The sequence below is a fragment of the Paenibacillus sp. 01T47 genome (genome assembly GCF_056398245.1).
In genome coordinates this window covers 1-19,395 of the sequence record NZ_JBFTPA010000014.1, presented here as the reverse complement: position 1 = coordinate 19,395, position 19,395 = coordinate 1, and the positions used below count along the sequence as shown (strand labels likewise).

Below are 19,395 nucleotides of genomic sequence, written 5' to 3'. Positions count from 1 at the left end.
ACCGTTAGCTCGAATGTCGGAACGCTATAATAAAACAAACCAACGACGCAAGGGTGGAAATGGTTCGCACATGATTCCATGGCGTCCAGCTCGCAACATAACGCGTCCATAATTCGGAACCTGCAACACTTGGATCCGCTGAGGCGAGCATATCGTTTAAAGGTACGTTAAATACAATCGTTACTAGCACGGAGCCAATGAGATAGAGAAGGCTGCCGGCAAGCAAATAGGTTGCCGCGGGTTCACCTAATCGGAAAAAAGAGGTGATCGCAAGTAAGATGCTTGCTAACGCTGTCCCAGAAAACAATAGACCAAACAACGGGTTCAGTATAACGAGGTTAATGGACTGCATTGCGGCAATGCTTTGCGCTGCAGGAAGACGCGAGAGAGCGGTCATCATGAACGTCGAAAAGGCAAAAAACAATCCTGCCATCAAACCTGAGCCAAGAGCAGAGAAAAAGGTTAAGACAATGATGGAGCGATCAAACATTTGGAACCCCCCATATACCTGCAGCTGCGGTGTCTCGAGCGTAGTCGGCAAAATCCCGAGGCTCACGGTTTAGAGCGAGCTGAACGCCATCTGTCAGGTGTGAATTGCGTCCATCCAGCACTTTAGTAAATAGCTCAGTCAATAACGCGAGAACGTAATCAGGCATATCCTGCTGCGCAAGCGCAGAGATAAACTGCTCGGAATTTACCTGTACGTAGCGGACATCTCTGCCGCAGGCTCTCGCAATTTCTTCGGTAGCTTCCTTAAAGGTAAGCGCACGCGGGCCAGTCAGCTCATAAAGCTTGCCGATATGGCCATCCTCAGTCAGCGCTGCAACTGCGACATCGGCAATGTCATCCGCGTCGACGAATGGTTCAGCTACGTCCGCGGCAGGGAGTATAACACTTCCGCTGAGTACGGAGTCCAGCAGGAAGCTTTCACTGAAATTTTGACAAAACCAGCTCGCCCGCAAAATCGTCCAGTCAGCGCCAGAGTCGCGCAATGCTTTCTCACTAAGCTGAGCTTCTTCTTCACCTCGGCCGGACAAGAGTACCAAGCGCTTGATTCCTTGTTTCACTGCTAGATCAGCGAAAGCACCGATCGATGCGGCAGCACCGGGAAGCGCTAAGTCGGGGTAGTACGTAATATACACAGACTCTACGCCTTGCAGGGACGCTGCCCATGTTGACGGATATCCCCAATCGAACGAAGGATCACTTGAGCGGGAGCCGATTCGTACGGACAGTCCACGAGCGCTCAATCTGTCTGCTACGCGGCGACCCGTTTTACCGGTGCCTCCAATGATCAAAATAGGTTTGTTTCTCATAAAATCTCTCCTTTGCGTTTTTATTTATATTCAACAAAACAGTTATACTTGTTTGCACAAGCAAATGTTTTCTTAAATAAAGAAGATGTTGTCATTCTTTATTTTCTAGTTGATCACTTACCGCACATAGTTGAAAGGACAGCTCTTCGCTTTCTTTTTCCCCGAGCAATAAGGCGTAACGTTTACGCAAATTCATCCAGCACTCATTAATCGTGTCATTTAATGCTTTGCCTTTCTCGGTGGCGGAAATAAGTGATAAACGCCCATCTACTCGGCTGGTGAGCAGCCCTTTGATAACAAGCTTCTCAATCAGACGGGTCACTGTGGAGGGCTGGAGATGGAGAATCTCGCCTAACTCCTTCTGTGAGATGCCATCCTTCTCATACACAGCCATTAATAAAAAAGCAGCCGTGGGTGACATGCCGCTAACGGCAAATTCATCTTCTGCCATCTTCGTAATAATTCTGCCCAATCGGTTTGCAGTGAAGTACAGGCATTCCTTTAAATACGTATCCAGCATCGTAGTTACCTCATTTTTACATAAAAGTTGTTTGTGCATACAAATATAATATATTTCCATTTTGTTGTAAAGCCTAATTTTTTTATGGCTGCGGCAGCCTAAATATTTCTTTTCAATTCTAGGCTGCCTCAGCATTTTAACTAACAGTTATACGAGCAAATCTGCTCGTCGCTCACTCCGCCAGCGAAGAACAAACAGTAGAATTGCGCCGGCGGCAAGAAGCAAATAAGTTAGCGGCTGCACATACTGCGCGTATAAAATATCGGCAAGTTTACCGATTAGTAATTTTTCCATCCATCCAAACATCAGAAAAGCATAAGGGATTTGGAGTCCGATGATGACCATGTAATTGGTTGCCATGCTTGAGATCCATGCTGCAAACACGGCGGTGATTAGACTGAGCATATATATGGCTGCTACAGTCAGACAAATGTATTGTCCGAATGTGAGATCATACCAAAAGTAACCTATATTAAATATTGAATTGATGCCCGAGTCCAGAAATAATCCTGTTCCCAGCCTGCTATACATGAGGAAGAAGACGCCAAGCTGTACGGTTACGATAAGGAGTGTGGAAATCATCGCTGCAGTAAGCTTTCGCAAGAAAAGCCTTCGTCCGATTCGCGCAGTATATTGCAAATGAATAAGATTGCTTCGTTTATCGTGAAGAAAAATAGGTGAAACCATAAAGAGGATACTTAAACCGATAAGAACGGTCATGTAGATGATTAAACTCATATAATTGCTGAATACAACATCGGTAAATATCGAGTCACCCTCATCGGAAGCAACATGTTTCTCCATTCTATTCTGCTGTTTCGCATCAACCTCGCCATATGCGTTGTAAGGATATTTTTCACTATTTTCATAGCGTTCGATCATGTACCTGCGTGCTTGCAGCTCCCAGAACAGTTCGGTATCCGACTCGAATACAGCATAATTATGGAGCTTGTTCAGTTGCTCATTGTTATAATCACTGTTGTAAAATTGCTCATAGGTAGTGATCCCAGCATCCATGAATTGCTGATCGGTCTTCATGAATTGTTCTGCTTTTTCGATTGTTTCATCGTATTTCTGTCTAAACAGCTCATACTCAGCATTATCCATATGCGTGCCATAATCCTTTTTCATCTCAATGCTGGCTTTATGAATTTCAGTATCGGGATTTCCGTTAGGAAAATGTTGAAAATAAAACTGTATGAATAAAAAATAAAATACAACATTGATGGCTAGAAGCATAATGACCATTCTCAGGCCAAATACCTTCTTTATTTCATGCAGCACGATTGTCATAGGAGCTCCTTTCTAATTAATATTTTGTCGTTTAAATTGATGCAAGCAGAGGAAGCAGCACAGTGTTAACAGCGCCAGCCAAATGCCAGCTGTAATCCATTCGTTATTTGGAAGGCTCATGAAGGCGCCGCTTGCTGTAAACCACGCTTTCGGATTCAATACAAGATGAAACGGAGTAAACCCTGTAAATAAAATAAGCTTTAAATCTCTTGGTACGATGTTGGTAATTAGGAGAAAAGAGCCGAAAAGAATGGCAAATGCTCCAAATACCAAGTAGCTGTTGCGAATAATTGCGGTTAACACAAAGGTAATGGCGGTAAAGATAAGCAGGAGCACAAAGATGAGCGCGATAGCACAGCCTAAATAGGTAATATAAGACATCGAGTGCCATGTTAAATAAGGATAAGGCATGCCGAATTCCCAATTGAAAAAGCTGCTGACCGGCACCTTCCAAAGCCCCTTGTAGCTGAAGGTCAGGAAGTAAGCGGACAAGGATATTCCGGTTAGAGCGGTCGTCACGATTATGCTGGCTGCGAAGGAGGAAAGCAGCTTATCCGTTTGCAGCTTTCTGCCTCGTTTGGTGGAGTAGTGCAGCAGATGTGTACCTTGCTCAAATTCGTAATTGCTTATATACCCGGTCATTAATACAACTAAAATCATCAGCTGCAGCAAAATAGATCCAATGAGCGTTTTGAACAGCATCGAATGTGATTGATAGATTTGACCAATGAAAAATAGATTCTTGTGCTCGCCACTTTCGATAAGCTGCTGTAGTCTCTCAGCAATGTGGTCATACCGCTGTCTCACCAAATCAGCCGCCGAGCCGCTGAATCCATATTTCTTTATCTCGCCCTCGGCGATCTGCTTCATATTGAACCCAGCATAGGTATCATCGATGTCTTGCATCAAATAATAATAATTTTGAATAACTTGCAGCTCATTAAACAAATCAAGCTCATCTCTGCTGTAAAGATTCGGTTGATCGGTCACGTAACGCTTATAATTTTCATATTCAAAAAAATCGCTGGGCATCTCATACGTTTGAGATGTCCGTTTATTCGTCAGCTTGTTCATATCGTCCAGTCGCGACAAATAGTAAGACTTGTAATCCTCCTGCATCGGCTTAGTAATCTCGGAACCGAACTGTGCAACAAGCTCGTTCAATATGCTCATTTCATCCTTTTTATAAGCCTCTTGAGCAATGAGGAATAGATTATAAGCGGTAAACACCAGCAGCAGCGCGATAATGACGGGTGAGAGAAGCGCTTTTCTCAGCTCGCAAACTCGAATTTTCCAGCTCATACCGGTTGTTCCGCAGCAGCTTCATCCTGGTATATGTAGATGAATACATCCTCAAGGCTTGGCGCTGATGGGTTCCAATCAGGCTTAGGATGTCCGGTGCCTATAAACCTAAATTTCATCCGACCTGATTCCTGCTTCTCAGAAAGCGACAGATACGAATGTCGAAATGCATCCGCAGCATCGAAATCAACCGTAGTTTCATACACCATACCGTCGATGAGGCTGCAAATATTCGCAATGGAATCCTTATGCAGCACACGTTTGTCCTTGATCAAAATAATTTCATTCGCAATCGATTCAACATCCGACACGATATGTGTAGACAATATAACGATTCGATTACGCGCTAGGCTGGTCAACATATTGCGAAAACGGGCTCGTTCCTTCGGGTCCAAACCCGCTGTAGGCTCGTCCAGAATAAGAATTCGCGGATCATTCAGCAGCGCTTGTGCAATGCCAACACGCTGGATCATGCCTCCGGAAAACTTTTTCATCTTTTTATCGATCACATCTTCAAGCGCAACGAGCTTCAGCAGCTCCACGATTTTGGACTTCGCAGCAGTGGTCTCGATGCCCTTTAAAGCCGCAATATACAGAAGATATTTCCGCGGACTATAATTTTTGTAATAGCCGAAATGCTGGGGAAGATAGCCGAGCTGCTCGCGATAGCGTTCATCCAGCCTTATAATATTTTCACCGTTGTACAATATTTCACCCTCACTGGGGTACAGCAGTGTGACTAACATTTTAATCAACGTCGTTTTTCCTGCTCCGTTCGGAGCGAGCAGTCCGTAAACGCCGTTGTTGAATTCAAGATTAATTTGCTCCAGCGCGCTGAAGTTACCGAAGTGTTTGGACACATTTTGTACGGTTAGCATGTCAGACAGCTCCTTCCGAGCTTTGGAATGTCGTTAGCTTCTTAAGATTTTTTAAGGATATGGCGCATCCAAAGATGGCGACTGCAATATAAATCGAAATGGGAATGGCGGATATGAAATGTAGATAAAACTCTTTGTTTAGCTGCAGGAGAGTCAGATTCAAAATAAACCAGCCTGCAATGAGCACATATTTCATCATGTCCGAATGTACGCTGACCATGATGTACAAGAAAGCTGCAGAGAAAAGAAAAAGTGAAGCGGCTGACAGCGATATTGCGAATAAAACGTTTAGTTGGCTGTAAATGATGGCTGCCGCGACAATTAAAACCGCATTAACGACCATGCAGGCGAGGCTGAATACGAGCATCCTCAGTGAGGCAAGCTGGTACACATTATACTTGCAGGTCATTTCTGTCTCATAGGTATCGCTGTATTTTCGGCGGACAAAAAATAGGAGAGCGATGACGAGATACAAAACGGGAGATCCGATGAAAATGGCTGAATATAGGTCTTCACTCAGTACTCTTGTACGTTCAAATGCGGTGAGCGCGAACCAGATGATAAGAGCGAACCCGGCAGTTATCGCAAAGACGATTTCTGTCCAGTCATGGAACAGATGCCTGAAGCCGAGACGACGATACATCGTTCGTAAATAGTGATAGAACGTTTGCTTTGGAACAAGGCCAGCTGCAACAATGCTGCGGATATGCTGTTCTATCTCAAGTTCATCCGGCAGTTCGACTTGCTGAAATTTTTGCTCATTCATTGCTGTCGCCTCCAAGCTTTTTTTTTAGCCTTCTGATCATGGCGTAGTATTTGGTCTTCGCTGTTGATTCTGGAATATTGAGCAGCGGCGCAATGTCAGAGAATGTGTACTCAGCAAAAAACTTCAAGCGGAAAATATGCTGTGAGGCAGCATCCATTTGATTTACCTGGAGCATAATCGTTTCAATCTGCTCTCTCTTTTCTATTTCCAATGTAAAATCGCCGTCATCTGGCATTTCCTCCTCTATCGGAGCGGTATGACGGGCATAGCTGTAATATTTGGAGCGATAGTAGTCGACAATTCGGTTTGTGGCAAGCTTGTACAGCCAAGTACGGAAGGAACCGCGTGTTCCGTCAAATTTTCCAATCGACTGCAGCATATGAATGAAAATGTCCTGTGTAAGATCCATGGACAGCTGTTTGTTCGTAGTTTGCCTGTATGCGTAGCTGTACATTTCCTTGTAGTACCGGGAAACGAGTGCATTCGCTGCCGTTTCACTGGATTGTCGCTGAACTTGCTTGATCCATGCTGCTTCTGTGTCCATATCGCTCTCTCTTTCCCGCATAGTAAATTGCCGCTTGCTTGTATATTCGAAGTCCGGTCAGAAATAGTTTGCATGTGTTAAAAAAATACTTTTTCTTGGTGAATTGCACACATACGAAAAACCGCCAGCGAAGCGCTGGTGGTTGAAGGTATTCGAGGAGGTATGGAGCAATGCAGCAACACAGCAGCATAATCTCCATTGCCTCTCTTTTGCAGTTGTATAGGATGATATAAATAAATTTATTATCCTGCTAGAGCCTCAGGCAGCTCGCGCTCATAGTGTTTATGCAAAACATAACGCTGCAGTCCCCGGCTGCTTAACAGCGCTTTTTTTGCATAAGAAGCTGCTTCTAGCTGGTTTCCTGTTTTTTCTTCAATTTCGGAAAGTAATGCATTTTTCATCCATGGCTTGGAAACTCTAGCAGCGCTTGATCGAGCAAGCTCTATGTTTCCTTCTTCCAAATGAACAAAGGCTGCATAATAATGTTGGTAATCCATTGGCCGTATATGTACGATTTGGTTTTTTACCGAGGAAACATCTTTCCGATATGCACCATGAAAGGCCATATACAATGCTTGTCTGTGGCGCTGTTTATACTTGAGAAGCAATTGAGGCATCAGACGTTCAACTTCTTCATCTTGTCTGTTCGAAGATGCATATAAAATATAAAAGGCAGGGTTTTTACGCTGGGCAATTAAAAATTTCTCCAATCGATCCAAATCTGTTTCAAGAAGCGGCGTATAAAGAGGTAATCCAAAGAACAAAAAGACAATAATAAAGCTGGAAATGATGGAGTAATTGATGCTTAAACCCAACATGCTTAAGGAAATATTGACGATAAAAACGAAAAGAAATGCAAATAGCGTACGGACTGGCGAGTTAATATTGAAACACATCCTTTTCTCAATAACTGCTCGATATAACTAAAGATGTTGAATGGAATAGAGAAAAATTTCCCATTTCAGAGTATTATAATACAGAACGTAATAAGGACACTAGTCTATTAATCGTTTCTATTGATCGTTTTTAAATCTCATGAGCTGTAAAATCTGTGTATTTTATTGTCTTTGAGTTTGAATTTTGCTACAATTTCTATCAGGTTATATTTGGAAGGGGAATCAACACTATGCCAGTTACTTTGTAATAGTTTAATCCACAATTCTATTTTTACTATTACAAGGAAACAAAGCAAAGTGTGTTATACATCACATCATGCGGCGAATCCTTGTGATTTGCTGCTTTTTTTGTGATTTATGATGCTTCTCAATATTCTGCTTTGTATTCCTTCTATACATTAGGAGGATATCGATGAGTCATTCACAAAATACAAGTAATAGCATTTTAACTATAGCGTGCAAAGATATTATTTTGAGAGAGTATCAGGTCGAGGATTTAGATGCTCTGCATAATCTCACTTGGCAGCCTCATTTTCATGAATTTTTGCTGGATTGGAATGTTTCTAAGGAACAAAGGGCAGACTGGTTCAATCATTATGAAATACCAGAAAATCTACTTTTTTTAGAAGCGGTATCCAAAGATGGTGATATAGGAGAGCTGCGGCTGCGACTGAGTATAATATCCAGAGATACTGGCGAATTTATCGGTGTTTGCGGGACAGGAATATTGGATAAAATATCGCCGCCCAACAGAGAGATTTTTTATGGGATTTCAAATGATCATAGAAATAAGGGTTACACGACTCAAGCTGCAAACGGATTGATTCAGTATTTGTTCGAAAATACGAATGTCGAGGAGCTCGTGGCTATCGCTCAGATACGCAACGTACCATCGAATAAAGTGATCCTAAAATGCGGTTTTGAATTTCAAAACAATATCGTTATTGAAAATAGGGAATACAGTTATTACAAGCTTAAGCACATACAACATTCACAAATTTTATGATTTAATTCAGTGTAAAGGTATAGGAATAAAGAGCACTTAAAGCTATAATGGTTTTTAGTATAGCATTTACAAAAGGACATGGGCCGTTAATGACTGTTTGGTCCAGCCGAAAAATAACTTTTAAGGAGTACTCGAAATGACTAAAACGCTTATTTTCGGGCACAAAAACCCGGATACCGACACGATTACATCAGCGATCGCATACGCTGAGCTAAAAACAAAGCTAGGTGCTGACGTTGAGGCGATTCGCCTTGGGGACGTTAATGGCGAAACACAATACGCTCTTGATTATTTCGGCATCCCAGCTCCTCGTTTGATCGAGAATGTTGCTGACGAGACTGACACTGTTATTTTGGTCGATCATAACGAGCGTCAACAATCCGCAAACGATATCGACAGTGTACGTGTACTTGAAGTAATCGATCACCACCGTATTGCTAATTTCGAGACAAGCCACCCTGTATATTTCCGCGCTGAGCCTGTAGGCTGCACAGCGACGATTTTGAATAAATTGTACAAAGAGAACGGCGTTGAAATCCGCAAAGAAATTGCTGGCCTTATGCTGTCTGCTATCATTTCTGATTCCTTGCTGTTCAAATCGCCAACTTGCACGGAGCAAGATGTAGCAGCCGCTCGCGAGCTTGCTGAAATCGCTGGCGTTAATGCAGAAAGCTACGGTCTGGACATGCTTAAAGCAGGCGCGGATCTTAGCGACAAAACGATTGCACAGCTGATTTCCCTAGATGCGAAAGAATTCGCAATGGGCAGCTACAAAGTAGAAATCGCGCAAGTAAACGCGGTTGATACAAACGATGTTATTTCTCGTCAAGCTGAGCTGGAAGCAGCACTTAACGATATTATTGCAACAAAAGGTCTTGATCTGTTTGTGCTTGTTGTAACGGACATTTTGAACAATGATTCCGTAGCGCTTGCACTTGGCGCTCAAGCTCATGCGGTTGAGAAAGCTTACAACGTAACGTTGGTAGACAATAAAGCGGTACTCAAAGGCGTTGTTTCCCGCAAATCGCAAATCGTACCTGTTCTTACAGAAACGCTAAGCAGCCTGTAAGAAACAGCGAGGCAGCAGCCGTTTGCCAAAAAAATAGCAGTCTGAAGCTTGGATTTCAAGTTTCAGGCTGCTTTTGTTTTGCTATACTAGAGAAGAAGGAGCGGATGACATGTTTACTGTAACAGAATATAGCGCTGAATTAATGAAGGACCCGTTTGGCATTTTATCAGGAAAGAGGTATGAGTTCATTCTTGATCTGGATGTAGCGGATGATGATGAGCTTTATCATGACGAGGGCGTGACGCTCCGTGTCATTTATGTGATCGAAGAGGATACAGCCCGAATCGCAAAGTATGAATTTCTAACCACTTCCTCCAATAAGTACATTGATTTTGAGCTGGAAGAGGATGAAGAGAAGATGGTACTGGCGTTTTGTCAGGAGCATTTTGACAAGTCGGAGGAATAAACAGCCTTTTAGCAGTTGAATTATAATACATAATTCAGTATGGAGCAGGGCTGGCAACGTTTTTTAGCCATGTCATGGATTAGCTGACATTGGCATAGATTAAAAAACCGAGAAGAGGCAGCACCCAAATGAGCGGTACCATTGCGATGGTAACCGCTATTTTCATTTTATTGAACCGATAGAGCACCCAGCTTGCAATAATGGACAAAATAAGAGCTACCGGATAAAGCCAAATCACAATAAATAAAAGCACAGGCCAGAATAGATTTTCTGAACCTGGCGAGTCGAACATCATAACAGACATTAACGCGACAAAAAGCCAAACGAGCGTAAACAATCCGAACAAGATTTGACTAATCAGCATTGTAAGAAAAACCTTTTTGTTTTTCATCACTCAACCCCCCTTTCCCCCAAATATTATTAAAGCAAGCCTCGCGGATTTGTACAAGTGAAATTGTTACTTTCTGCCTATCCTCGGTTCCCTTTGTTATTTGTCACCCCTTAACCGCATAAAATTCAAAAACAGCTATTTTTTGCGGTGCATGCAGAGAGGAGCAGGTGATGAACAGGGCAAATAAGGATATTGAGCTGGCAGAGCAATTTGGCGCCCATAATTATCATCCCCTGCCGATTGTGATTAGCAGCGCAGAGGGCGTATGGGTGCAGGATTCAGAAGGCGCGCGCTACATGGATATGTTGAGCGCTTATTCGGCATTGAATCAAGGGCATCGACATCCTCGGATCATTAGAGCGTTAAAGGAGCAGGCGGATAAGGTCACGATTACATCACGAGCTTTTCATAATGAGGCACTTGGTGCGTTTTGCGAGAAGCTGGCGGCCTATACCGGCAAGGAACGAATTCTTCCTATGAATACAGGGGCAGAGGCAGTTGAGACGGCGATCAAAGCTGTACGACGCTGGGCTTACAGCGTCAAGCAAATACCGAATGATCAAGCTGAAATCATCGCTTTTGAGGGCAATTTCCATGGCAGAACGCTGACACTGACGTCTTTCTCCTCAACGGAGGAATATAAGCAAGGTTACGGTCCCTTTACACCTGGATTTCGTGTTGTTCCATATGGCGACCTAGAGGCAGTGAAGGCGGTGATGCAGCCGAATACCGCTGCGATATTGATTGAGCCGATTCAAGGCGAGGCGGGCATTCGGATTCCTCCGGATGGATTTCTTGCTGCTGTTGCTCAGCTATGTGCAGAACAGCAGGTGCTGCTTGTGGCAGATGAGATTCAAACCGGCTTCGGGCGTACAGGACGAAAATTCGCATGCGATTGGGAAAATGTCATTCCTGATATTTATATTATGGGGAAAGCGCTGGGTGGAGGGGTCATGCCTGTATCGGCTATCGCCGCGAACGGGAGCATTATGGATGTATTCGAGCCGGGCTCTCATGGTTCAACCTTTGGAGGAAATCCGCTTAGCTGCGCTGTTGCGATTGCAGCGCTTGAAGTAACCGAAGAGGAAGGGCTGGCGGAACGCTCACAGCTGTTGGGGCAATATTTGATGAGCAAGCTTGCTACATTGCGCCATCCGGACATTGCTGAAATTAGAGGACGCGGATTGTTCATCGCCATTGTGCTTTCGACGCCTGCAAGGCCTTATTGCGAGAAGCTGATGGAGCTGGGACTGCTTTGCAAGGAAACGCATGAGCATGTCATTCGTTTGGCACCGCCGCTCATCATCACGGAAGAGGAGCTCGACTTTGCCTTCGAACAAATTCAAACGGTCTTCGCGAATAGCATACAGGCAGGAGCGTGACGGCGATGAGCATTCAACAGGTGGCAATCGTTGCTGTTCCTTTTGGGAAAGGGGCAGGGAATCCCGGTGCGGAGCTTGGTCCAGCGCATATATTGCAGGCGGCAGAGCTTAGCCGCAAGCTGGCGGAGCTTCACATCCCGCATCGGTTAGCGGGCGAGATTGGCTTAGTTACTCCAATACCGCCGCTTCAATCCGCAAATGCCAAACATTTGTCTGAGGTGCACGAAGTGACCAGCCGATTGTCTGAGCGCGTATCGGAGATCGTTGCGGCAAGGGAATTCCCGTTAGTGCTAGGCGGAGATCATAGCATTTCCATTGGGACGATTGCTGGCTTAGCCGAGCATTATAAAAATCTTGGAGTCATTTGGTTTGATGCGCATTCGGATTTGAATTCGGAGGATACAAGTCCCTCGGGCAATATACATGGGATGTCGCTTGGCATCAGCCTTGGCAGAGGCATTCCTTTGTTAACGAATTTAAGAGGATTTTCGCCCAAAATAAAGCCAGAGCATGTCGCGATTGTCGGAGCCAGATCGCTTGATTCCGGCGAGAAGGCCTATATCCGATCTTTAGGCATCGCTTGTTATACCATGCATGATATTGATCGCCTTGGTATTGCTCGCGTGATGGAGAAGGTGATACAGCAGCTTAAGCAAACGACTGATGGCGTCCACGTCAGCTTTGACATTGATAGCCTTGATCCGGTTGAGGCACCGGGTACGGGCACGCCTGTCAGGGGCGGACTCAGCTACCGTGAAGCGCATCTTGCACTTGAGCTTCTTTATCAATCGGATCTGGTCACATCAGCCGAAGTCGTGGAAGTTAATCCAAGCCTCGACCATAATGACCAGACGGCTAAGCTTGCGGTGGAGCTAATTGGCTCGCTGCTGGGTGAACAGATTTTGTGAAGCAAGGGAAAGAGCCTCAAGCGACTAGCAAAGATTCGAATGAGCAGGAGGAACTGAGCTATGCGGGAGCCATATCAGAACGAACCATTTACCGATTTTTCGGTAATCGACCATATTAATGATTTTCAGGAGGCGCTGCGCAAAGTTGAACTGGAGCTGGGCCAAGAGTATTTTCTAAGGATTGGTGCTGACCGCATCGAGACGATTCAAAAGCGAAAATCAATCAATCCCTCTGATGTTGGGCAGCTTGTAGGAATCGTCTCACAGGCGGATTCTGAGCTGGCGCATAAAGCCATACTTGCTGCCGCAGAGACTTTCGAGCATTGGAAGAAAGTGACGCCTTCTGCCAGGGCGAGAGTATTGTATAAAGCAGCGACGTTACTGCGAAGGCGTAAGCACGAGTTTTCTGCATGGCTCGTTTATGAAGCGGGCAAAAGCTGGGCGGAGGCCGACGGAGATACAGCCGAAGCCATCGATTTTTTGGAGTATTACGGGCGGGAGATGGAACGGCTTGCAGAGCGTCAGCCTATTGTTGCTGTAGCAGGCGAGGATAATGAGCTAGTCTATATCCCGCTTGGCGTTGGCGTTATTATTCCGCCATGGAATTTTCCGCTTGCGATTATGGCGGGCATGACCATGGCGGCGGTTGTTGCCGGCAATACGGTAGTATTAAAGCCGGCCAGCGCGACGGCTGTTATCGCGGCGAAATTTGTTGAGCTGCTGGAGGAGGCAGGGCTGCCTGACGGTGTTGTGAATTTCTTGCCCGGCGCGGGAAATGAGGTGGGTGATTTTTTGGTGGAGCATCCATTAACCCGCTTTATATGCTTTACGGGGTCAAGGGAGGTAGGCCTGCGTATTAACGAGAAAGCCTCTATCGGCCAGTCGGATCAGAAATGGTTGAAGCGCATCGTTTCAGAGATGGGCGGCAAGGATACGATTATTGTTGATGCGGAGGCCGATCTTGAGCTGGCGGCCGATGCGATTACAGCATCCGCTTTCGGTTATGCTGGACAGAAATGCTCGGCCTGCTCGCGTGCTGTTGTGCATGAACTCGTCTATGACGAGGTTATTGATAAGGTTGTTGAACGAACAAAACGGCTAAAGCTTGGGAAAGCAAGCGAGCAGTCTACTTACGTTGGACCGGTCATTGACGAGCGAGCCTACATGAGTATTTTAAAATATATCGAGGTTGGGCGCAGCGAAGGAATCATCGTACATGGCGGCAAAATTGGAGATAGCAGCGGTTATTTCATTGAACCAACAATCATTAAGGATGTCGCTCCGCTTGCCCGCATCGCGCAAGAGGAAATATTCGGGCCGGTACTCGCGTTTATTAAAGCGGGCAGCTTTGACGAAGCGCTTGCTATCGCGAACAACACCGATTATGGGCTGACGGGTGCCGTCATCTCGCGGAACCGCAGCAGATTGGAGCAGGCCCGCGAGCAGTTTCATGTCGGCAATCTTTATTTTAACCGCAAGTGTACAGGTGCCTTAGTTGGGGTCCATCCTTTTGGCGGATTTAATATGTCAGGTACGGATTCGAAGGCCGGCGGGCGTGATTATTTGCTGCTCTTCACGCAGGCGAAGGTTGTATCAGAAAAATTCTAATCGTTACAGGCGAGCGGATTGGGCTATTAGGCTGCCGATCCGTTCAATGCCGCTCTCAATGTTCCTCTCAATCACATTGGTCACATTAAGCTTTAATAGATTTGCCCTCTGAAAAGTAGACAAGTAGTCACGATCCATGGCATCAACCAGTATGTCCTCCTTGCGTAATTTGCTGATTAGGAGCGGGACAGAAATGGTTTCATGAAGCAAAATATGAGTATGAACGATCGGGTAATTGGATCGCTCATAGGTGAAGGCACCTTTGCTGCGTGAAGCTTCCTTCGCAAGCGCCGTATCGAGAAGCTTAGCCCTTTCCGAGTATTTCCCGCGGATTTTGGCGCGATGACGCTCGAACATGCCGCTGCGCAAATAGATTTCAAGAGCGGCTTGCGACAGCATGGAGCTGTCGATGTCGTCTTGTTTTTTGTATAGGCGAAACGCTTCTGCAAGTAAATCAGGGATGACCGCAATACCGATCCTCAGGCCGGGAAATATAATTTTGGAATAGCTCTTTAAATAGATGACATGAGAGGAGTCGTCATAAGTGTAGATCGGATCGGCTTTGCTGTTCTGCTCGAAATCAGCTAGAAAGTCGTCTTCAACGATATATACATCGTATTTGGCGGCCAGCTTAGCGAGCAGCTGCTTCTCTTTCTTCGAATAGGAGCAGCCAAGCGGGTTGTGAAACCGCGGCATCGTATAAAAAAACTTAATGTCCTCTGTGCGAAAGATCTCCTCCAGCCTGTTGAAATCAATGCCGGAGAAACGACGCTCGATGCCAATTACGGGTACATTCCGTGTTTGTAAATACTCTATAAACAGATGATAACCTGGCTGCTCAATCAGCACCTTCTGCTTGCCGCTCGGAAATGGCATAGATGCAAGCAGAGACAGCGCCTGTTGAACCCCGGAGACAACAAAGATATTGCGCTCTGGCGCAAACACCTGATAGCTCATCAATTGCTTGCGAACGATATCAATCAAGGAATCCATTCCTTTGGCGGTGCCATAAACAAATAAGTCCTTCTGGTAAGTGTCGATTGCTTTATTAATGCAATGCTGAAAATCCAAATAAGGAAACAATGCCGGATCGGGCGCCGATGCTGCAAAGTTGAGCAGGCGGGCTGCTTCATCTTGAGCGGCGTTCATTCCTTTTACAACAAAATAGCCGCTTCTTGGCATCGCATAAATGAGATGGCGTTTCTCCAGCTCATCCAAAGCTTTAATAATTGTGCTCTTGCTGCAATTGAACTGCTCTGCCAGCGCTCGAATGGAAGGGAGCTTCTGCCCATCCTTATAGGGCTGCTTTGCAATGAGCTCCTCCAGCTCATTCATGAGCTTTAAATAAAAGTACATTTTAACAGTGCCTCCTGCCATCTGTACCGATACAGATGGCTTTTTTGTATATTGTAGCATGTGCAGCTTTGGAGATACGATACCTATATAAAGCGAACAGTTACTAGGAGGTATACCATGATGACAACACACAATAATTCGAAGTCGAAACGGCTTGCGTATACAGCGATTATTGTTTATTCCACTATTGTAGGGCTTTCTTTTCTTTTCGGAAAATTAGCCTTGACGGTTACAAGTCCGCTGGACAGTCTCGCCCACCGTTTCACCATATCTTTTATTGCGGCAACAATACCAGTCGCATTCGGCTGGATCAAGCTGCAGCTTAAAGCGCGGGATATGCTAAGCATTCTTCCGCTAGCTGTCTTTTATCCGTCGATGTTTTTTGCTTTCCAAGCCTATGGATTACAGTTTACATCCTCCGCAGAAGCAGGTATTATTCATGCCACAGTGCCTATCTTCACGATGATTGCCGCAGCGTATTTCTTGAAGGAGCGGACGACTAAGGTACAGAAGCTTTCGACCCTGCTCTCTGTTGTTGGGGTTATATTCATCTTTGTCATGAAGGGGACGTCAATCGATATTTCTAATGTAAAAGGCACCTTGCTCATACTTTTGTCAGCTCTTTCCTTGGCAGGCTATAGCGTACTAGCAAGGCGACTCTCTGGTCGCATGAAGGTAATGACGATGACGTATATGATGACGGCTATTGGCTTCCTTGTATTTAACTTTATCGCAATAAGCCAACATGTCGCCAAAGGAACGATTGCTCATTATTTTGAACCATTTGCCAGTCCAGTGTTCCTCCTATCGATATTATATTTGGGCGTGCTCTCTTCGCTCGTATCCAGCTTGCTCAGCAATTACGCCTTATCCAAGCTTGAAGCGTCTAAAGTGAGCGTATTTAATCATCTGGCAACGTTGGTCTCTGTTATCGGTGGATTTGTGTTTCTCGGCGAGAAGCTGGCATACTACCATTTCATTGGCGCTGCAGTTATCGTTGTTGGTGTGCTGGGCACGAACATGGGGGCATTCGGTAAAAGAAAGGGAACATCTCCGATAAGTGTTTCTCAAAAGGTGGAACGATAACAGAAGGCAGCGATTCCATCTGAGTCGTACAGCTGCTGCCGGAAAGCTTAGTTATACTCATTCTCTACGCTGACAGCTGCTCTAATAATGGATATGATTAGGTTTGTAGGTTATTAGAAGCGGCGTTAAGGGGATGATCAAGTGATCGAGAATAAGGATACATGGATTGTGGAAGCGGATATTACAAGCATGCAATCAGCAATGGAAAAAGGATGGATAAGCTCAGAAGAGCTGGTCCAGTTATATATGGAGCGAATCAGCAAATATGATGGCGTTCTTCGATCTATTTTGGAAATGAACCCTGATGCCATTGAAATTGCCAAAGCGTTAGATAAAGAGCGACAAGAAAAAGGGAGTCGTGGCAGCCTGCACGGTATTCCGATTTTGCTCAAGGATAACATCGATACACACGACAATATGCACACAAGCGCGGGATCAGTAGCTTTAGCGAATTCATATGCTGCGGAAGATTCCTTTGTTGCTTCGCAATTACGTGCCGCAGGAGCGGTTCTGCTAGGCAAAGCGAACATGACAGAATGGGCTAATTTCATGTCAGGCACAATGTGGGCGGGATACAGCTCAAGAGGAGGCCTTGTGCTTAACCCGTATGGTCCGGGAGAGCTGTTCATTGGCGGTTCAAGCTCGGGATCAGGCGCTTCGGTTGCCGCCAATTTGGCAGCTGCTGCAATTGGCACGGAAACTTCGGGATCCATCATTAGCCCTGCAAGCCAAACGAGCCTAGTAGGAATTAAACCAACGATTGGGTTAGTAAGCCGAGCTGGCATTATACCGATTACAAACAGTCAGGATACAGCAGGTCCGATGACTAGAACGGTAACGGATGCGGCTATTCTTCTTGGAACATTGGCAGGCGCCGATGAGCGAGATGCGGTTACGGTAAATGGGGCAAAGCAAGCTCATTCCGACTATACGCCATTCCTTGATGCTGGTTATTTAAAGCAAGCAAGGATCGGAATCCCGCGCTTTTATTATAAAGATTTGGACGAAGACAGGCTTGCGATCATGGAGTCGACTATTGCGGTTTTGAAACAGGCTGGCGCGACGATTATCGATCCCGTTGAGCTGCCGTGTGAGAAGGTTGATTGGGATTGGCATGTGCTGCGATATGAATTCAAAAAATATATCAATGACTACCTCGGAAAGCTGGATGAATCGGTTCCGGTTCATTCCTTGAAGGAGTTAATTGCTTATAACGAAGAGCATGCAGACATTGCTTTAAAATATGGGCAGGATACGCTGCTTTCGGCGGAGGAAACGAGCGGAACGTTGACCGAACAGGAATATGTCGATAGTGTTTTGAGAAATAAAGAGCTGGCAGGCAAGCAGGGAATTGACTTCGCATTAGAGGAGCATCAACTGGATGCTTTGTTGTTCCTAGGCAATGATGATGGCGATGATCTTGCCGCAAGAGCGGGTTATCCGGTCATTACCGTGCCTGGCGGTTATGCGGAGAAGGGAATCATTGCCGAAGGCGGCTATACGACCAAGGGACCGCAAGGGGTCACATTTATAGGTACAGCCTTCAGCGAGCCTACCTTAATTAAACTAGCCTATGGCTTTGAGCAGGCGACCAAGCATCGTGTATCTCCGTCAGCTTTTAATTGAATAGCTTGAAATAAGCAGGCGTAAACAACGGGTATAATCCGCTGGTTTGCGTCTGTTTTTTTGGGAAGAAATAAGGAATAGAAACAAGTATGGCTTGTTATGTTTTAGATTCTGCGTATCTTTTTTTAGTTATGGATCGTTTTCTAATAAAGGTGTTTTGGAGGAGTGTATTTAGAATGCAAAAGGTACTTATTCTAGGTGCAAGCGGTCTTGTAGGAAGAGCATTGGTTGATGAATTGCAGCACGGTTTTGACCTGTATGGCACTTATTCTTCATCATTTACGAGTCTGCCTACGGATAAGCAGTACAAATTAGATGTTGAGCAAATGGCTGAAATGAAGGAAATCATCCATTCGATTAAACCCGATATTGTTATTTCTACCTATTTCCGGCACCGATTATGGGAAATTCAAAATCGAATGTGAACACATGCTTACAGAAATTTTGAATGAACGAGCGATCATTGTCAGAATACCCGCGATATGGGGGAAAGATTCTCCGAGATGGAACACGGTTAAAGATAGTATCGAAAATAATAAAGAGATAGAGGTTTACAGCAATCTCGTGTTTAACAACCTTCTGGATGTTTTGCTCGCTAAACAGCTGCGCTTCATTATTGAAAAAGAGCTAAAAGGAATTTTTCATTTAGACGCAGTGGATACGCTGACTCAAGGGCAATTTTATGAACAAATTTTAAATCAATTAGGAAGTGAAAAGAGTATATTGCGAGAACGATTATATGAGGATGATGCTGCTGCATATTATTTTCAATTGCGTTCGAATCGCGATGACTTTGCCAGCGCTCCGCGAAGCACTAATGCTGAGATGATATCATATTTAGTGAGCGATTATTTGGATAAAGAGAAGCAATAGTTTAAAAAGGATGGGGCGGCCTGGTCAAGACCCCTATTTGTAGACATTGCAAAAAACACCTAGGCAGAAAGCTGACGTCTGTAAGCAACAGGCGTCAGTTTTTTTAGTTTTCTCTGCGGTCGCTCGTTATTATAGAAATGCAAATATTCTTCAATTCTCCTTTGTGCCT

General features: G+C 45.0%; 22 protein-coding genes. 10 read left to right on the top strand and 12 right to left on the bottom strand.

Going from position 1 to position 19,395, the window contains the following annotated elements:
- Positions 1 to 4 precede the first annotated feature (4 nt).
- The 9 genes from AC1DOV_RS23380 to AC1DOV_RS23340 all read right to left on the bottom strand — a co-directional run bounded on the left by AC1DOV_RS23380 (position 5) and on the right by AC1DOV_RS23340 (position 7,515).
- Positions 5 to 490: an anthrone oxygenase family protein gene (locus AC1DOV_RS23380; protein WP_477509847.1), complete on the bottom strand. Its 486-nt coding sequence runs from the start codon at positions 488 to 490 to the stop codon at positions 5 to 7.
- Positions 483 to 1,316: an NmrA family NAD(P)-binding protein gene (locus AC1DOV_RS23375; RefSeq protein ID WP_477509846.1), complete on the bottom strand. Its 834-nt coding sequence runs from the start codon at positions 1,314 to 1,316 to the stop codon at positions 483 to 485. Before AC1DOV_RS23375 ends, AC1DOV_RS23380 begins: the two co-directional genes overlap by 8 nt.
- Positions 1,317 to 1,407: 91 nt before the next feature.
- Complete coding sequence (locus AC1DOV_RS23370) at positions 1,408 to 1,836, bottom strand: MarR family winged helix-turn-helix transcriptional regulator (RefSeq protein ID WP_076267273.1); 429 nt, start codon at positions 1,834 to 1,836, stop codon at positions 1,408 to 1,410.
- Positions 1,837 to 1,983: 147 nt separating this feature from the next.
- Positions 1,984 to 3,129: a hypothetical protein gene (locus AC1DOV_RS23365; protein ID WP_477509845.1), complete on the bottom strand. Its 1,146-nt coding sequence runs from the start codon at positions 3,127 to 3,129 to the stop codon at positions 1,984 to 1,986.
- Between the two features lie 12 nt (positions 3,130 to 3,141).
- Positions 3,142 to 4,431, bottom strand: coding sequence for a hypothetical protein (locus tag AC1DOV_RS23360; protein WP_441880734.1), 1,290 nt, complete (start codon positions 4,429 to 4,431; stop codon positions 3,142 to 3,144).
- The gene (locus AC1DOV_RS23355) at positions 4,428 to 5,309 is read right to left on the bottom strand and encodes an ABC transporter ATP-binding protein (protein WP_441880733.1); all 882 of its coding nucleotides are present in this window, start codon (positions 5,307 to 5,309) and stop codon (positions 4,428 to 4,430) included. The genes AC1DOV_RS23360 and AC1DOV_RS23355 overlap by 4 nt, the downstream gene beginning before the upstream one ends.
- 1 nt (position 5,310) lies before the next feature.
- Positions 5,311 to 6,075: a hypothetical protein gene (locus tag AC1DOV_RS23350; RefSeq protein WP_441880732.1), complete on the bottom strand. Its 765-nt coding sequence runs from the start codon at positions 6,073 to 6,075 to the stop codon at positions 5,311 to 5,313.
- Positions 6,068 to 6,619, bottom strand: coding sequence for an RNA polymerase sigma factor (locus AC1DOV_RS23345; RefSeq protein ID WP_477509844.1), 552 nt, complete (start codon positions 6,617 to 6,619; stop codon positions 6,068 to 6,070). The genes AC1DOV_RS23350 and AC1DOV_RS23345 overlap by 8 nt, the downstream gene beginning before the upstream one ends.
- A 242-nt stretch (positions 6,620 to 6,861) precedes the next feature.
- The gene (locus AC1DOV_RS23340; protein ID WP_477551214.1) at positions 6,862 to 7,515 is read right to left on the bottom strand and encodes a hypothetical protein; all 654 of its coding nucleotides are present in this window, start codon (positions 7,513 to 7,515) and stop codon (positions 6,862 to 6,864) included.
- A 412-nt stretch (positions 7,516 to 7,927) separates the two neighbouring features.
- On the opposite strand from AC1DOV_RS23340, the gene AC1DOV_RS23335 reads away from it, so the two are divergent.
- From AC1DOV_RS23335 to AC1DOV_RS23325, 3 genes are all read left to right on the top strand, one after another.
- Positions 7,928 to 8,521, top strand: a complete 594-nt coding sequence (locus AC1DOV_RS23335; RefSeq protein WP_477509842.1) for a GNAT family N-acetyltransferase — start codon at positions 7,928 to 7,930, stop codon at positions 8,519 to 8,521.
- 136 nt (positions 8,522 to 8,657) lie between these two features.
- A complete protein-coding gene (locus AC1DOV_RS23330; RefSeq protein WP_430063283.1) occupies positions 8,658 to 9,590 on the top strand; it encodes a manganese-dependent inorganic pyrophosphatase in 933 nt (310 codons plus the stop codon).
- A gap of 109 nt (positions 9,591 to 9,699) precedes the next feature.
- Positions 9,700 to 9,996: a DUF6509 family protein gene (locus AC1DOV_RS23325; RefSeq protein ID WP_339204976.1), complete on the top strand. Its 297-nt coding sequence runs from the start codon at positions 9,700 to 9,702 to the stop codon at positions 9,994 to 9,996.
- A gap of 79 nt (positions 9,997 to 10,075) precedes the next feature.
- Here the strand turns inward: AC1DOV_RS23325 and AC1DOV_RS23320 are convergent, their stop codons facing one another.
- Positions 10,076 to 10,387 carry a hypothetical protein gene (locus tag AC1DOV_RS23320; RefSeq protein ID WP_477509840.1) on the bottom strand — a complete coding sequence of 104 codons (312 nt, stop codon included), beginning with the start codon at positions 10,385 to 10,387 and terminating at the stop codon, positions 10,076 to 10,078.
- A gap of 170 nt (positions 10,388 to 10,557) precedes the next feature.
- Between AC1DOV_RS23320 and AC1DOV_RS23315 the strand changes: the two genes are divergently transcribed.
- From AC1DOV_RS23315 to pruA, 3 genes are read left to right on the top strand one after another with little or no spacing between them, the layout of a single operon-like run.
- Positions 10,558 to 11,769 carry an ornithine--oxo-acid transaminase gene (locus AC1DOV_RS23315; protein ID WP_441880726.1) on the top strand — a complete coding sequence of 404 codons (1,212 nt, stop codon included), beginning with the start codon at positions 10,558 to 10,560 and terminating at the stop codon, positions 11,767 to 11,769.
- Positions 11,770 to 11,774: 5 nt separating this feature from the next.
- Positions 11,775 to 12,677, top strand: a complete 903-nt coding sequence (rocF, locus tag AC1DOV_RS23310; protein ID WP_441880725.1) for an arginase — start codon at positions 11,775 to 11,777, stop codon at positions 12,675 to 12,677.
- Positions 12,678 to 12,737: 60 nt separating this feature from the next.
- The gene (pruA, locus tag AC1DOV_RS23305) at positions 12,738 to 14,285 is read left to right on the top strand and encodes an L-glutamate gamma-semialdehyde dehydrogenase (RefSeq protein WP_441880724.1); all 1,548 of its coding nucleotides are present in this window, start codon (positions 12,738 to 12,740) and stop codon (positions 14,283 to 14,285) included.
- Between the two features lie 3 nt (positions 14,286 to 14,288).
- Here the strand turns inward: pruA and AC1DOV_RS23300 are convergent, their stop codons facing one another.
- Positions 14,289 to 15,641 (bottom strand): aminotransferase-like domain-containing protein, encoded by a 1,353-nt coding sequence (locus AC1DOV_RS23300; RefSeq protein ID WP_441880723.1) that lies wholly within the window; start codon positions 15,639 to 15,641, stop codon positions 14,289 to 14,291.
- 117 nt (positions 15,642 to 15,758) lie between these two features.
- Here AC1DOV_RS23300 and AC1DOV_RS23295 point away from each other — a divergent pair, with 117 nt between their 5' ends.
- From AC1DOV_RS23295 to AC1DOV_RS23280, 4 genes are all read left to right on the top strand, one after another.
- A complete protein-coding gene (locus AC1DOV_RS23295; protein WP_477509839.1) occupies positions 15,759 to 16,727 on the top strand; it encodes a DMT family transporter in 969 nt (322 codons plus the stop codon).
- Positions 16,728 to 16,868: 141 nt separating this feature from the next.
- Positions 16,869 to 18,353 (top strand): amidase family protein, encoded by a 1,485-nt coding sequence (locus tag AC1DOV_RS23290; protein ID WP_477551213.1) that lies wholly within the window; start codon positions 16,869 to 16,871, stop codon positions 18,351 to 18,353.
- 176 nt (positions 18,354 to 18,529) lie between these two features.
- Complete coding sequence (locus AC1DOV_RS23285) at positions 18,530 to 18,778, top strand: NAD-dependent epimerase/dehydratase family protein (protein ID WP_477551212.1); 249 nt, start codon at positions 18,530 to 18,532, stop codon at positions 18,776 to 18,778.
- A gap of 4 nt (positions 18,779 to 18,782) precedes the next feature.
- Positions 18,783 to 19,226 (top strand): hypothetical protein, encoded by a 444-nt coding sequence (locus AC1DOV_RS23280; protein ID WP_477551211.1) that lies wholly within the window; start codon positions 18,783 to 18,785, stop codon positions 19,224 to 19,226.
- Between the two features lie 59 nt (positions 19,227 to 19,285).
- Here the strand turns inward: AC1DOV_RS23280 and AC1DOV_RS23275 are convergent, their stop codons facing one another.
- Positions 19,286 to 19,381, bottom strand: coding sequence for an IS3 family transposase (locus AC1DOV_RS23275; protein WP_441878496.1), 96 nt, complete (start codon positions 19,379 to 19,381; stop codon positions 19,286 to 19,288).
- Positions 19,382 to 19,395: the final 14 nt, after the last annotated feature.